Source organism: Streptomyces roseirectus, from assembly GCF_014489635.1.
Classification (GTDB): Bacteria; Actinomycetota; Actinomycetes; order Streptomycetales; family Streptomycetaceae; genus Streptomyces; species Streptomyces roseirectus.
On the sequence record NZ_CP060828.1, the window covers coordinates 6158471 to 6172575 of the forward strand.

At 68.9% G+C, this 14105-nt stretch carries 14 protein-coding genes; 3 read left to right on the plus strand and 11 right to left on the minus strand.

All coding sequences use genetic code 11. The features are described from left to right. Nucleotides 1-49: 49 nt before the first annotated feature. From rbsD to IAG44_RS26340, 9 genes are all read right to left on the minus strand, one after another. Nucleotides 50-439 (minus strand): D-ribose pyranase, encoded by a 390-nt coding sequence (gene rbsD, locus IAG44_RS26300; protein ID WP_187749543.1) that lies wholly within the window; start codon nt 437-439, stop codon nt 50-52. Next, entirely contained in the window at nt 436-1341 is a 906-nt protein-coding gene (locus tag IAG44_RS26305) for a ribokinase (protein ID WP_187749544.1), read from the minus strand. Before IAG44_RS26305 ends, rbsD begins: the two co-directional genes overlap by 4 nt. A gap of 153 nt (nt 1342-1494) precedes the next feature. After that, complete coding sequence (locus tag IAG44_RS26310; RefSeq protein ID WP_187749545.1) at nt 1495-3444, minus strand: ABC transporter permease/substrate-binding protein; 1950 nt, start codon at nt 3442-3444, stop codon at nt 1495-1497. Beyond that, entirely contained in the window at nt 3434-4954 is a 1521-nt protein-coding gene (locus tag IAG44_RS26315; RefSeq protein WP_187749546.1) for a sugar ABC transporter ATP-binding protein, read from the minus strand. The genes IAG44_RS26310 and IAG44_RS26315 overlap by 11 nt, the downstream gene beginning before the upstream one ends. Further along, nucleotides 4951-5967, minus strand: coding sequence for a LacI family DNA-binding transcriptional regulator (locus IAG44_RS26320; RefSeq protein WP_187749547.1), 1017 nt, complete (start codon nt 5965-5967; stop codon nt 4951-4953). Before IAG44_RS26320 ends, IAG44_RS26315 begins: the two co-directional genes overlap by 4 nt. 119 nt (nt 5968-6086) lie before the next feature. After that, nucleotides 6087-6557 (minus strand): GNAT family N-acetyltransferase, encoded by a 471-nt coding sequence (locus tag IAG44_RS26325; protein WP_187749548.1) that lies wholly within the window; start codon nt 6555-6557, stop codon nt 6087-6089. 17 nt (nt 6558-6574) lie between these two features. After that, nucleotides 6575-6853: a hypothetical protein gene (locus tag IAG44_RS26330; protein ID WP_246562106.1), complete on the minus strand. Its 279-nt coding sequence runs from the start codon at nt 6851-6853 to the stop codon at nt 6575-6577. A gap of 595 nt (nt 6854-7448) precedes the next feature. Next, complete coding sequence (locus tag IAG44_RS26335) at nt 7449-7634, minus strand: hypothetical protein (protein WP_187749549.1); 186 nt, start codon at nt 7632-7634, stop codon at nt 7449-7451. Further along, nucleotides 7631-8053, minus strand: coding sequence for a hypothetical protein (locus IAG44_RS26340; RefSeq protein ID WP_187749550.1), 423 nt, complete (start codon nt 8051-8053; stop codon nt 7631-7633). Before IAG44_RS26340 ends, IAG44_RS26335 begins: the two co-directional genes overlap by 4 nt. Before the next feature lie 165 nt (nt 8054-8218). On the opposite strand from IAG44_RS26340, the gene IAG44_RS26345 reads away from it, so the two are divergent. The 3 genes from IAG44_RS26345 to IAG44_RS26355 all read left to right on the plus strand — a co-directional run bounded on the left by IAG44_RS26345 (nt 8219) and on the right by IAG44_RS26355 (nt 9908). Continuing rightward, a complete protein-coding gene (locus tag IAG44_RS26345) occupies nt 8219-9016 on the plus strand; it encodes a helix-turn-helix domain-containing protein (RefSeq protein ID WP_187749551.1) in 798 nt (265 codons plus the stop codon). Continuing rightward, a complete protein-coding gene (locus IAG44_RS43785; RefSeq protein WP_281404340.1) occupies nt 9013-9174 on the plus strand; it encodes a DUF397 domain-containing protein in 162 nt (53 codons plus the stop codon). Before IAG44_RS26345 ends, IAG44_RS43785 begins: the two co-directional genes overlap by 4 nt. Nucleotides 9175-9305: 131 nt before the next feature. Continuing rightward, the gene (locus tag IAG44_RS26355; protein WP_187749552.1) at nt 9306-9908 is read left to right on the plus strand and encodes a 2'-5' RNA ligase family protein; all 603 of its coding nucleotides are present in this window, start codon (nt 9306-9308) and stop codon (nt 9906-9908) included. Nucleotides 9909-10027: 119 nt separating this feature from the next. Here IAG44_RS26355 and IAG44_RS26360 read toward each other — a convergent pair whose 3' ends face one another. Together IAG44_RS26360 and recD2 are read right to left on the minus strand one after the other, a co-directional pair. Beyond that, a complete protein-coding gene (locus IAG44_RS26360; RefSeq protein ID WP_187749553.1) occupies nt 10028-11317 on the minus strand; it encodes a citrate synthase in 1290 nt (429 codons plus the stop codon). Between the two features lie 281 nt (nt 11318-11598). After that, nucleotides 11599-13851: an SF1B family DNA helicase RecD2 gene (gene recD2, locus IAG44_RS26365; protein WP_187749554.1), complete on the minus strand. Its 2253-nt coding sequence runs from the start codon at nt 13849-13851 to the stop codon at nt 11599-11601. Nucleotides 13852-14105 lie beyond the last annotated feature (254 nt).

The following is a 14105-nucleotide window of genomic DNA, read 5'->3' on the forward strand; positions in this document are numbered from 1 at the left end:
GACGGGGCCCCTCGAAACATGTCCGGCGGTCTCGCCAGAAGAACGCCCCTTAGAAGAACACCCCGCACCGCAACAGCACGTTCGCATACGGCCGAGCCTCCCCGGTCCGCACCACCAACCGCGCCCCGGCAGACAGCTCCTTCAACTTCTCGTGCGACACGTACGAGAGATCACCGAAACTCCCGGCCAGCAACTCAGCCGCACCGGGGTTGACTTCACGCACCTCCTCCGCCGCGACGGCCGACTCGACCACCAACTCGTCGAGGAGCCCGGCGAGTACGTCGGAGAACGACGGCACACCGGCCCGGAACGCGAGGTCCACCACCCGGGGCCCGTCCGGAATCGGCATCCCCACGTCACACACGAGCACCCCGTCCCCGTGCCCCAACTCGGCGACGGCACCGGCGAGATGACGGTTCAGAATCCCGCCCTTCTTCACAGCGCCTCGACCTCCTCGGCGGTGGGGAACGACTCCTGGGCCCCGCGCCGAGTCACGGCGACGGCCCCGACGCGAGCGGCATAGGCGGCGGCCTCCGCCAGCGAGGCCCCGCCCCCCAACTTCCAGGCCAGCGCGGCGGTGAACGAGTCCCCGGCCCCGGTCGTGTCGACGGCGTCGACCTTCACGGACGCGACCCGCGCGACCCCCTCGGCGGCGGAGGCGACCAACGCCCCCTCCGAACCGAGCGTCACCACAACCGACTTGGGCCCACCGGCCAGCAACTCCCGCGCCCACGCGGCGGGATCGTCCCCGAGCTCCCCGCCGCCCAGGATCACCCGGGCCTCGTGCTCGTTGACGATCAGCGGATCACAGGCGGCCAGCACCTCGGCGGGCAGCTCCCGCGGAGGCGACGGATTGAGCACGAACCGTGTCCCGGACGGCAGTTGCCGCACCACCTCGACGACCGACTCCAGCGGAATCTCCAACTGCGCCGACACCACCCGCGACGCGTGGAACAGCGACCCGGCGGCCCGGACGTCCTCGGGCGTGAGCCGCCCGTTCGCCCCGGGCGACACGACGATGCTGTTGTCGCCCGACGGGTCGACGGTGATCAGCGCGACCCCGGTCGGCGCCCCGCCCACCAGCACGCCGACCGTGTCGACCCCGGCGTCCCGCTGCGAGTCCAGCAGCAGCCGCCCGTTCGCGTCGTCCCCGACCCGCGCGAGCAACGCCGTCCGCGCGCCCAACTTGGCAGCCGCGACAGCCTGGTTGGCCCCCTTGCCGCCGGGATGGACCGCGAGGTCCGACCCCAGCACCGTCTCCCCGGCACCGGGCCTGCGCTCGACCCCGATCACGAGATCGGCGTTCGCCGACCCGACGACCAGCAAGTCGTAGTCGTACATGAAATTCCCCTATCAAGCGGTCCGATCAAGCGAGTTGGACGAGCACCGCCCCCAGCAGGCCGCCCTCAGCAGGCAGCCCCCAGCCGGCAACCCTCAGCCGACAACCGGCGCAGCCGGAGCCCCCGTCCCCGAGAGCCCCGGCCACCCCTCACCTCACCCGCTGAACCCGGCCACGTTCTCCTTGGTGACCACCTTCACCGGAACCTTGATGGTCTCCTCGACCGACTTCCCCTCGATCGCCCGCAGCGCGTTGTCCACGGCGATCCTCCCGAGCTGCGACGGCTGCTGCGCGACGGACGCGTACAGCGTCCCCTGCTCAACCGCCTTGAGCCCGTCGGGAGTTCCGTCGAACCCGACGACCTGGACGGACTTGCCGGCCTTCGACCCGAGCGCCTTGATCGCGCCGAGCGCCATCTCGTCGTTCGCGGCGATGACCCCCTGCACGTCCGGGTGCGCCTGGAGCAGGTTCGACATGACGTCGAGCCCCTTGGTCCGGTCGAAGTCGGCGGGCTGCTGCGCGACGACCTGGATCCCGGGGTACGCCTTGAGCCCCTTGGCGAAGCCCTCGGCCCGCTCGCGCGCCGCCGACGTACCCGCCTGCCCCTGAAGGATGACGATCTTCCCGCTGCCGCCCAGCTTCTCGGCGATGCTCTTGGCCGCCTGCTCACCACCGGCGACGTTGTCGGAGGCGACCAGCGCTTCCACGTCCGCCTTGTTGACGCCGCGGTCGACGGCGATGACCGGGATCTTCGCCTTGTCCGCGGCCTTCACGGAGTTGCCGGCCGCGTCCGAGTCCACGGGGTTGACGATGATCGCGCCCAGGTTCGAACTGGTGAAGTTCTGCAGCTGGTTGGCCTGCTGGTTGGCGTCGTTCTGCGCGTCGGTGACGGTCAGGTCGACGCCCAGCTTCTTGGCCTCGGCCTGCGCGCCCGACCGGATCTGCACGAAGAACGGGTTGTTGAGCGTGGAGAGCGAAAGGCCGATCTTCTTCTCGGAGGACCCGGAACTCCCGTTGTGCAGGAACGACGTCGCACCGACGACCGCCACCGTCGCCACCGCCGCGATCCCGTACGTGGCGACCTGCTTCCCCTTGCTCCCGCCGGGCGCCCCGAACGCCGTCGGCGTCGCCCCGGCCTTGCGCCGCACCGTGTCGAGCAGCACCGCCAGCGCGATGACGACACCGATGACGACCTGCTGCCAGAACGCGGAGACGTTCAGCAGGTTCAGCCCGTTGCGCAGCACCGCGAGGATCAGCGCGCCGATCAGCGTCCCCGACGCCTTACCCGTACCCCCCGCGAGGGAGGCGCCACCGATGACGACGGCGGCGATGGCGTCCAGCTCGTACCCGCTCGCGGCCTGCGGCTGCGCGGAGGAGAGCCGGGAGGCGAGGACGACACCGGCGACGGCGGCGAAGACACCGGACAGCGCGTAGATCGCGAGCTTCTGCCGGTGCACCCGCAGGCCCGACAGCCGTGCCGCTTCCTCGTTACCACCGATGGCGTACATCGAACGGCCGATGTACGTACGGCCGAGGACGAACGCGGCGATCAGCCCCATGGCGACCATCACGAGCACCGGCACCGGCAGCCACCCGCCGAGCGTGTCACCGAGGTGCGAGACCGAGTCGGGGAACGCGATCGGCGACCCGTCAGAGATCACCAGCGCGAGCCCGCGCCCCACCGACAGCATCGCGAGCGTCGCGATGAACGGCGGCAGCTTCCCGTACGAGATCAGGAAGCCGTTTATCAGACCGGCGGCGACACCCGTCGCGAGCGCCAGCAGCACCGCGAGGAACACCGGCACCCCGTGCGACGTGGCGCTCCACGCCAGCACGGTCGCCGACAGCGCGGCCACCGAACCCACCGACAGGTCGATGCCCGCCGAGACGATCACGAAGGTCACACCGAAGGCGAGGATGGCGGTCACGGCCGCCTGGACGCCGACGTTGAGCAGGTTGTCGGTGGTCAGGAAGTCACCCGACAGCGCCGACATGGCGACGACGAGAACGATCAGCGCGGTCAGCGCGCCGTTGTCGAGCAGCAGACGGCGCACCGCCGCGGCGCCACCGGCGCCCGTACCGCTCTTGAGCGTTTCAGCGGCCACGGGGGGCCTCCAGTTCGGTAGTGGGGTTGCTCACGGCCAGCGACATGACCGCGTCCTGCGTGGCCTCGTCGGCGGACAGCTCGCCCGCGATCCGGCCCTGAGCCATCACCAGCACCCGGTCGCTCATGCCGAGCACCTCGGGCAGATCGCTGGAGATCATCAGGACGGCGGCCCCGGCCGCCGTCAGCTCGTTGATCAGCTGGTAGATCTCGACCTTGGCGCCGACGTCGATGCCGCGCGTCGGCTCGTCGAGGATCAGCACCTTCGTGTCGGCCAGGAGCCACTTGCCGATGACGACCTTCTGCTGGTTGCCGCCGGACAGCGTGCGCACCTGCTGGCCGAGCCCGGCCATCCGCACCCCGAGCTGCCCGGCGATCCGCCCGGCCGCCTCGTGCTGGCCCCTGAGGTCGACGATGCCGCCCTTGGTGGCGGCCTTCAACGTCACCAGTCCCAGGTTCTCCTCGACCGACTGATCGAGCACGAGCCCCTGACCCTTGCGGTCCTCAGGTACGAGACCGATGCCCGCGGCCATGGCGGCGACGACGTCGTGCCGCTTCAGCGAGGCCCCGGAGACCCGGACCGTACCGTGGTCGTACGGGTCCGCCCCGAACACGGCCCGTACTACTTCAGTACGACCCGCGCCCACCAGACCCGCGATGCCCACGACCTCACCCGCGCGCACCTCGAAGCTGACGTCGTGGAAGACACCGTCCCGGGTCAGCCCCTCGACGGACAGCAGCGCCGCACCCGTCTCGGCCCGCTCGCGCGGGTACTGCTGCTCGATGGACCGGCCGACCATCAGCCGCACCAGCTCGTCCTCCGGAGTGGAGGCGGGCACCTGGCCGACCGACCTGCCGTCCCGGATGACCGTGACCCGGTCCCCGAGGGCGGCGATCTCCTCCAGGTGGTGCGTGATGAAGACGATCCCGACGCCGTCCTCGCGCAGCTTCCGCACGATCACGAACAGCTTCTCGACCTCCTCGGAGGTCAGCACGGCCGTCGGCTCGTCCATGATCAGAACCCGCGCGTCCAGGCTCAGCGCCTTCGCGATCTCGACCATCTGGAGCCGGGCGATGCCCAGTTCACGCACCCGCGCGCGAGGCGACACGTTCACGCCGACCCGCTCCAGCAGGACCTCGGCGTCCGCCTCCATCTTCTTCCGGTCGATCATCCCGTACCGGCGCGGCTGGCGCCCCAGGAAGATGTTCTCGGCGACCGTCAGATCGGGGACGAGGTTGAACTCCTGGTAGATGGTGGCGATCCCCAGCCGCTCGGAGTCCTGCGCGCCATGGATGCGCACCTCCTCACCACCGGCCAGGATGCGGCCCTCGTCGGGTGTGTAGGCGCCGGAGAGCATCTTGATCAGCGTGCTCTTGCCCGCGCCGTTCTCACCGAGCAGCACATGGACCTCGCCCCGCTTCAGGTCGAAGTCGACGCGGTCCAGCGCGACCACCCCGGGGAAGGTCTTCCGTATGCCCTCGATGCGCAGCAACTCGTCCGCGTTGCTCACGACTGGCTCCTGTTCGTTACGGGGTCCTCGCCGCAGGAGCGGCGAACGACGAGACGGGCGGGCAGCGTCACGGAGTGCGGCGCCCGCCCCTCGATGCGGTCCACGAGAGCGCGCACGGCGGCCCGCCCCAGCTCGCCCGTGGGCTGGGCGATCGCGGTGATCGGCGGGTCCGTGTGCACGAACCACCGGATGTCGTCGAACGCGGCGAGCGCGATGTCGTCCGGCACCCGCAGCCCACGCGCGCGGACGGCGTCCAGGGCGCCCAGTGCCATCAGGTTGTCCGCCGCGAACACGACCTGCGGGGGCTCGGCGAGATCGAGGAACCCCTCGGTCACCCGCCGCCCGCTGTCGGCCTGGAAGTCGCCCTGACCGATGTACCGGTCCGGCAGCTCCAGGCCGCACTCCTCAAGGGCCTCCCGGAACGCCTCGACCCGCTCCTGGCCGGTGGTGGTCGCCGCCGGGCCCGCGATGATCGCGAGCCGCCGGTGGCCCAGCCGGTGCAGGTGCGCGACGAGATCCCGGACGGCCGTCCGCCCGTCCGCCCGCACGACGGGGACGTCGACGCCGGGGATCCAGCGGTCCACGAACACCATCGGCGTCCCGCCCCGCGCGGCCTCCAGCATCAGCGGCGAACCGCCGTCCGTGGGCGACACCAGCAGGCCGTCGATCCGCCGGTCCAGCAGCGTCCGCACATGGTGATCCTGCAGGTCAGGCCGCTCATCGGCGTTCCCGATGATCACGCTGTACCCCAGCGCCCGCGCCTCTTCCTCCACGGACCGCGCCAGCTCCGTGAAGTACGGGTTCAGCACGTCGCTGATGACGAGGCCCAGGGTGCGCGTCTCGTCCGTCCGCAACGACCGCGCGACGGCGTTCGGCCGGTACCCCAGCGCCGCGACGGCGGCCAGCACCCGCGCCCGCGCGTCCGCGCTCACCGACGGGTGCTCGTTCAGGACACGCGACACCGTGGCGACGGACACCCCCGCCTCAGCCGCGACATCCTTGATGCTCGCCATAGCCGTCCCACCTCCTCGTGGAATCGATTACATCGACGTGTCAACACGATTGGAATCGATTACATGCCCGCAGGCAAGCCTTCAGCCACTGGCCGAAACCTGATCGTGATGAACCCCGCTCAGATGAGCGCAATCTCGTACCGCACCCCGCCCCGCCCGTCGTCCCCCCTCCCCACGAACCCGTTCCGCTCCAACACGGCCCGCGACGCCAGATTCCCGACGGCCGTCCCGGCGAAAAGCCCCCGCAGCCCATACGCCCCCCTCGCCAGCCGGCACACCTCACCCACCCCCCACGTGGCCACCCCCCTCCCACCCCACCGCTCCCCGACCCGGTACCCCACCTCCGCGACCCCCTCCACCACATCCACGAGATTGACCCGCCCCACCACCTCCCCCTCGCTCACGACGACATGAAAGTGACACACCCCCGCTTCCTGCTCGGCCAGCAACCCCGCAAGCCGCTCCTCGAACTCCCGGAAGTAGTCGTCACCCCGGTCGGGGATGGTGCGGGCGAAGTAGGCACGGTTCTCGATCTCGAAGGTGAGCAGGGCAGCGGCATGATCGGCCCGAAGTCGCTCCAAACGCATCATGGGGCGACGCTACTCAGTCATGCGGCCAGGCCCGGGGTGGTGGGGAAGGAATCGGCGGCGAAGGGGGCGCCGTCGTAGGTGTACGGGTAGTCGATGCCCAGGGACGCGTAGGCCGCGGCTCGGCGGCGTTCCTCCTGGAGTTCCCGGACCGCGTCCGCCTTGCCGGGACTGGTCCACGGACGGGACCAAGGGCTGACGTACGGCTCCGGCTGGGCGGGAGGCGTTACGGGGCTCGGGGATCGGCGCTTGCCCGTGGCGGGCAGAACGAGATCGAGCAGGGTATGCAGGCACGCCAAGATGGCGCGCGCGGTAGACGGAAATGTCCCGCCCGTCCGCCCCGGGGGACGACGAACAGGCGGGATGTTCAAGGGTGTTCGGGGTGACTTACTTGCCGCATTGTCCGCACGGGTAGCTGGCGACGCGGCCGATGATGTTGTTGTTCTCGTCGACCTCATACACGTCCGCGCGGGACCCATTGCAACCGGGGGTCGGGCATGGGACGTTCTGCGTGATCTGCGCCATTGACCTCACCTTTGGGTCGAGTTGACTGACACTGGGGGCAGGGCAGCCGAGTGACACGCGCCAGCCGCCCCTTGCTGTCGTAGACGTACTGGTCCGCGACCTGCCCCCCACAATTGGGTGTCGAGCACCAAGTGGCGGCGACCAGCCGACCCCGTGGGGTACCCACGTTCGTCCCTCCCCGCTCGCAGAACAGGCAGGGGAACGGGTGCAGGCCCTGGTCGTTCTCCACGTAGGCGATCGCCTGGGCCTGAAAGCACCAAGGGCAGATGAAAGCCATGCGGGCGGTCCTCTCTCAGACATGTACGGCCACGTCCTTCAACGAGGGAATTCGTCGCGCGCCACCTCGAACATCCGTCTCGACGGGAATCTTCAGAGGGTGAGGAACTTCGTCGCCGTCGCGATGGTCATGGAGACGAGGCTCGCGACGCTCAGGACGGCGAGGAGAGTGTCGCCGAACTGGCGGTCGGGGGAAGGGGGTTGGGGGATGCGGGGTGGGGGTGTCACGTAGGTCGGGGGGACTTCCGTGATCTGGTGGGGGCTGGGGCGGTAGGTCACTCGGCGGGGTCCTCGGTGGTGCGCTGGGGGTGGGCCTGGGCGTGGTGCCTGCGCAGCAGGACGTTCGCGTCGGTGGCGGCGCTGTAGTCGTGCTCCTTCGCGGCGGCCCTGCGGAGGGTGGCGAGTTCGTCGCAGGTGGCGCAGTTGGGGTAGGGGCGCGGGGGGACGTTGAGATCGATGGCAGGTTCCAACGGGGGCAACTGGCAGTTGTTCCCGGGGGTGTTGAGGCTCTGCCGGTTGGCCGCGCGGACGCCGGCGCGGACGCGCTCGCTGTCCGTCGGGGGCCGGAGGGTCTTGGGGTCGGCGGACCACTCCGTCCCGCCGCCGACGGGGCGCAGCATGGCGTACTTGCCGAGGTGGTCCTGGTACTCACCGACCTTGACGGTGGCGGGGTCGTAGAGGAGGGTTCCCGGTTCCATCGGTTATCAGTCCTTTCACCCAAGTCATGTACGGAATGCGGCAGTTGTCATACTCTGCGTATCCCTGGGTAAGAAGAGGATGGCCCAGGCCGGGGGTCGCCGCAGCCGGAACAGGCGTTGGTTCCGGATCGGGCGACCAAATTCCATGAACGCCGGGAGGACGAGGTGCCACAGCGGCTTGCGGTCACAGGGCTCAGCCAGGAGCCGAGGAAGAGGTTCGCGCAGGAGCTGAGGAGACTGCGGGAGGAGAGGAAGGAGACTCTGCAGCAGCTTGCGGCTCAACTCGGTTGGGATGCCTCGACGTTCGGGAAACTGGAGAGCGGACGCAATCTGGGGAGTCCGGACATCGTGGAGGCGCTGGACCACCACTACGGGACGACGCCCTGGATCCTGATCCTGTGGGAGTTGGCGCTCGGAGACGAGAGGCGGCGCGGGAAGCTTTACCGGCAGCCGATGGCGCACGAGCGTCAGTCGGTCAGCCTGTGTTACTTCTCGTCCAGTATTCTGCCCGGCCTGCTCCAAACCCCTGGCTACACACGCGAACTGTTCGCCGTGGGCGGGATTCCTAGCGATCGGCTGGAGGCTGAGGTCGCCTTCCGCATGGCTCGGCAAGAAATCCTGCTAGGAGACGACGCGCCATTGTTCCGGGCCGAGTGGCACAAGCAGTTGGAACACCTGCTGCACATGTCAGAGCACAGCAACATCGCCATCCAGGTACTCCCGTTTTCCACGAGACTCCACCCTCTGACGAACACTGAAGTCTTCATCATTCACGACGGAGACGGGAAGGCCATCGTCTGGGTGGAGAGCGGATACTTCGGCGCACCGTTCAATGACACCAAGGAAGTCAAGCAATACCAGCTCCGATACGACCAAGTGCGCGATCTGGCCTACTCTCCGAGCGCATCGCGGGAGTTCATCAAGCAACTGCTGGAGGAAACCCCACAAAGCTTCTCAACCTGAGCTCCGTCTCTTGGCGCAGGTGCAGCCACAGCAACCTGTCCACCGGCAGGTGCCTCGAATTCGCCCCCAACCTCCCCACCCTCGGCGCCCTCCTCTTCACCACCGCCTCCTGGAACACCTTCGTCGACTCGGTCAAGGAACCCGCGCCCACGCGCTGACGCCACATCGTCGCGGCCGTCTGCGCGGGAGCGTTCAGTCGAGGCGTACTGCCGGGAGCCGCGCCCCCACGCCCTCTCGTCAAGCGCGCCCGGCAGTGCTTGGATCACGGACCATGACTGACCCTCAGAACATGGCTGATCACTGGTGGTGGCGGCCCGGTTGGCGGCAGGGCACCCGCTTCCTCACCTGGCACCTGACCTTCGACGGCCAGCCGGAGGTCAGGTGCCTGGCCGGGCAATGGCGTGAACATCTTGCCCTTCTTCCCGGCCTCGACCTCGTCCCCGACCAGTGGCTCCACCTGACCATGCAGGGTGTCGGCTTCGCCGACCAGGTCAGTGACGCCGACACCGCCGCCATTGTCACCGCCGCGGGGAAACGTCTTGCCACCGTCAGCTCCTTCGAGATCACCATCGACAGGCCCGCCGTCACCCCGGAAGCCATCCGATGGGAAGCGGAGCCCGGACAGCCGGTCGCCGCCGTCCGCGATGCCCTCCGCGCCGCCATAGGGGACGTCTGGAGCGACGTCCCCGAACAGGCCGACGGCTTCGCCCCTCACATCTCCATCGCCTACAGCAACAGCGATGGCCCGGCGGCTCCCGTCCTCGACACCGTCGCCACCGCACCTTCCGCCCCCGCACGCGCCCGCATCACCAGCGCCGAACTCATCCTCCTCAACCGCGACCACCGCATGTACGAATGGGAGCCCGTAGCGAGCGTGCCACTCGACGGCTGACGTCCGGCACAACGCCGAACCACTGCACATCCCCCAACGGCGAAGGGTCCCCCCGCCAACAAGCGGAAGGACCCTGAACCCACGTACGTTCACCGCACCCGGCGCAACCGCCGGAGGCGTCAGCGCTCCTCGACCGGCACGAAGTCCCGCTCGACGACACCGGTGTAGATCTGACGGGGACGCCCGATACGAGAACCGGGCTCCTTGATCATCTCGTGCCACTGGGCGATCCACCCCGGCAGGCGACCGAGCGCGAAGAGGACCGTGAACATCTCGGTCGGGAAGCCCATGGCCCGGTAGATGAGCCCGGTGTAGAAGTCGACGTTGGGGTACAGGCTGCGCGACACGAAGTAGTCGTCGGACAGCGCGTGCTCCTCCAGCTTGAGCGCGATGTCCAGCAGCTCGTCGGACTTGCCGAGCGCCGAGAGGACGTCGTGCGCGGCGGCCTTGATGATCTTCGCGCGGGGGTCGAAGTTCTTGTAGACCCGGTGCCCGAAGCCCATGAGCCGGACGCCGTCCTCCTTGTTCTTCACCTTGCGGATGAAGGAGTCGACGTCACCACCGCTCGCCTGGATGCCCTCCAGCATCTCCAGCACGGACTGGTTGGCGCCACCGTGCAGCGGCCCCCAGAGCGCGTTGATGCCGGCGGAGATGGAGGCGAACATGTTCGCCTGCGAGGAGCCCACCAGACGGACCGTCGAGGTCGAACAGTTCTGCTCGTGGTCCGCGTGCAGGATGAGCAGCTTGTCGAGCGCGGCGACGACGACGGGGTCGAGGTCGTAGTCCTGCGCGGGGACGGAGAACGTCATCCGCAGGAAGTTCTCGACGTACCCGAGGTCGTTGCGGGGGTAGACGAAGGGGTGCCCGACGGACTTCTTGTACGCGTACGCCGCGATCGTCGGCAGCTTCGCGAGCAGCCGGATCGTCGAGAGGTTGCGCTGCTTCTCGTCGAACGGGTTGTGGCTGTCCTGGTAGAACGTGGACAGCGCGGAGACGACCGACGACAGCATCGCCATCGGGTGGGCGTCGCGCGGGAACCCCTTGTAGAAGTTCTTGACGTCCTCGTGCAGCAGGGTGTGCTGCGTGATCTCGCTCTTGAACGCGGAGAGCTCGTCGACGGTCGGCAGCTCCCCGTTGATCAGCAGGTAGGCGACCTCCAGGAACGTGGAGCGCTCGGCCAGCTGCTCGATCGGGTAGCCCCGGTAGCGGAGGATGCCCGCCTCGCCGTCGAGGTAGGTGATCGCGGATTTATAGGCGGCGGTGTTGCCGTAGCCGCTGTCGAGCGTTACGAGACCGGTCTGGGCGCGGAGCTTCCCGATGTCGAAGCCCGTGTCACCGACGGTGCTGTTGATCACCGGGTAGGTGTACTCGCCGTCGCCGAACCGCAGTACTACAGAGTTGTCGCTCACGTCTTCCCTCACCGACGTTGTGCCTCATCTTCGAGGTTGCCCTGACTGTCTCTACCATCCCCCATTCGGCGCAGGAGAGTGCACTCGGGGTCGGCCATCGGGCGTGTCGGCGGCACTCAGTGCCGCCAACTTGCTCATCCTGCCGCCTTTGTTCCGCTTCCGGAAGTGCTCTGTGACCTTCGTGACTCATTTGATCGATCATTTTTTCCGACCGCCGCACGGGGCATACGGACAAGGAGCCCTGCCCACCGGAGCCTGCCGGAGCCCGCCCCCGCGGCACCTCACCCGCCTGCCAGTCTGAAGGCCAGCGCCGTGCACCGCCTGCCCGCGGAGACCGTCCGGACGGCCTGCCCGATCGCCTTGCGTGACCCCACGAGCACGACCAGCCGCTTCGCGCGCGTGACGGCCGTATACAGCAGGTTCCGCTGGAGCATCATCCATGCTCCCGTCGTGACGGGAATCACCACCGCGGGATATTCACTGCCCTGCGAGCGGTGAATGGTGACGGCGTACGCGTGCGCCAGCTCGTCCAGCTCGTCGAACCCGTATGCCACCTCCTCGTCCTCGTCCGTCAGCACGGTGAGGCTCTGCTCCACCGGGTCGAGTGAGGTGATGACGCCGACCGTCCCGTTGAAGACCCCGTTCGCGCCCTTGTCGTAGTTGTTGCGGATCTGCGTGACCTTGTCGCCGACCCGGAACACCCGCCCGCCCACCCGCCGCTCCGGCACGTCGGGCCGCCCCGGCGTGATGACCTGCTGGAGCAGCCCGTTGAGGTTCCCCGCGCCCGCGGGCCCCCGGTGCATCGGCGCGAGCACCTGGACGTCGCGCCGCGGGTCCAGCCCGAACTTCGCCGGGACGCGCCGCGCGGCCACGTCCACCGCGAGTCTGCCCGCCTCCTCGGTGTCGTCCTCGACGAACAGGAAGAAGTCCTTCATCCCGTCGGTCACCGGATGCTGCCCGGCGTTGATCCGGTGCGCGTTGGTGACCACGCCCGACTGCTGGGCCTGCCGGAACACGCGCGTGAGCCGCACCGCCGGCACCGGCCCGCCCTCGGCGAGCAGATCCCGCAGCACCTCGCCCGCGCCCACGCTGGGCAACTGGTCGACGTCCCCCACGAACAGCAGGTGCGCGCCCGGCGGCACCGCCTTGACCAGCTTGTTGGCGAGCAGCAGGTCCAGCATCGACGCCTCGTCGACGACGACCAGGTCCGCGTCCAGCGGCCGCTCCCGGTCGTAGGCCGCGTCCCCGCCCGGCTTCAGCTCCAGCAGGCGGTGGACGGTCGACGCCTCCGCGCCGGTCAGCTCCGCGAGCCGCTTCGCCGCGCGCCCGGTCGGCGCGGCCAGCACCACCTTCGCCTTCTTCGCGCGCGCCAGCTCCACGACCGACCGCACGGTGAACGACTTCCCGCACCCCGGCCCGCCCGTCAGCACCGCGACCTTCTCGCTCAGCGCGAGCCTGACGGCCGCCTCCTGCTCGGGTGCCAGCTCCGCCCCCGTCCGCCGCCCCAGCCACGCCAGCGCCTTGTCCCAGTCGACGTCCCGGAAGCCCGGCATGCGGTCCTCCTCGGTGCGCAGAAGGCGCAGCACCTGCCCCGACAGCGACAGCTCGGCGCGGTGGAACGGCACCAGGTAGACGGCCGTCACCGGCTCCCCGTCGGGCCCGGGGACCTTCTCGCGGACGACGCCCGGCTCGCCGTCGCCCTCGGGGTCCGGCTCGGCGAGTTCGGCCAGGCACTCGATGACGAGCCCGGTGTCGACCTGGAGGAGCTTCACCGCGTCGGCGATCAGGCGCTCCTCGGGGAGGTAGCAGTGGCCCTGGTCGGCCGACTGGGACAGCGCGTACTGCAGGCCCGCCTTCACGCGCTCGGGGCTGTCGTGCGGGATGCCCACGGACTGGGCGATCTTGTCGGCGGTGAGGAATCCGATGCCCCAGACGTCGGCGGCGAGCCGGTAGGGCTGGTTCTTGACGACCGAGATCGAGGCGTCGCCGTACTTCTTGTAGATCCGCACCGCGATCGACGTCGACACCTCGACGGTCTGGAGGAAGAGCATGACCTCCTTGATCGCCTTCTGCTCCTCCCAGGCGTCGGCGATCTTGCGCGTGCGCTTGGGGCCGAGGCCCGGCACCTCGATCAGCCTCTTGGGCTCCTCCTCGATGATCCGCAGGGTGTCGGTCCCGAAGTGCTGCGTGATCCGGTCGGCGAAGACCGGCCCGATCCCCTTGACCAGCCCGGAGCCCAGGTAACGCCGGATGCCCTGCACGGTCGCGGGCAGGACGGTCGTGTAGTTCTCGACGGTGAACTGCTTGCCGTACTGCGGGTGCGAGCCCCAGCGGCCCTCCATCCGCAGCGACTCCCCGACCTGCGCGCCGAGCAGCGCCCCGACGACCGTGAGGAGGTCACCGGCGCCCCTGCCGGTGTCGACGCGCGCGACCGTGTAGCCGTTGTCCTCGTTGGCGTACGTGATCCGCTCCAGCACGCCTTCGAGGACGCTGAGCCGCCGCTCACCCGTGGGATTCCCCGCCTGACTGGACATGATCCGACCGTACCGCCCGGGTCTGACAGCGGGGTGTGAACGGGCGATTCCAGGCCGTCCGGAAAAGCGACCGATCAGTATCCGAACGACGCTCACCTTTCACCACGGATTCACAACCGAGATCGAAGCTTTACACTTCAAGGAACCTGACGGACTATTTCCTCTATCGCCCACGTGAGAGGATCGAACCGGTAATCGCGAGGCCGCGAAAGAATGTCCACGCGACCGCGTGATATCCGGCTCCTGGGGACCCC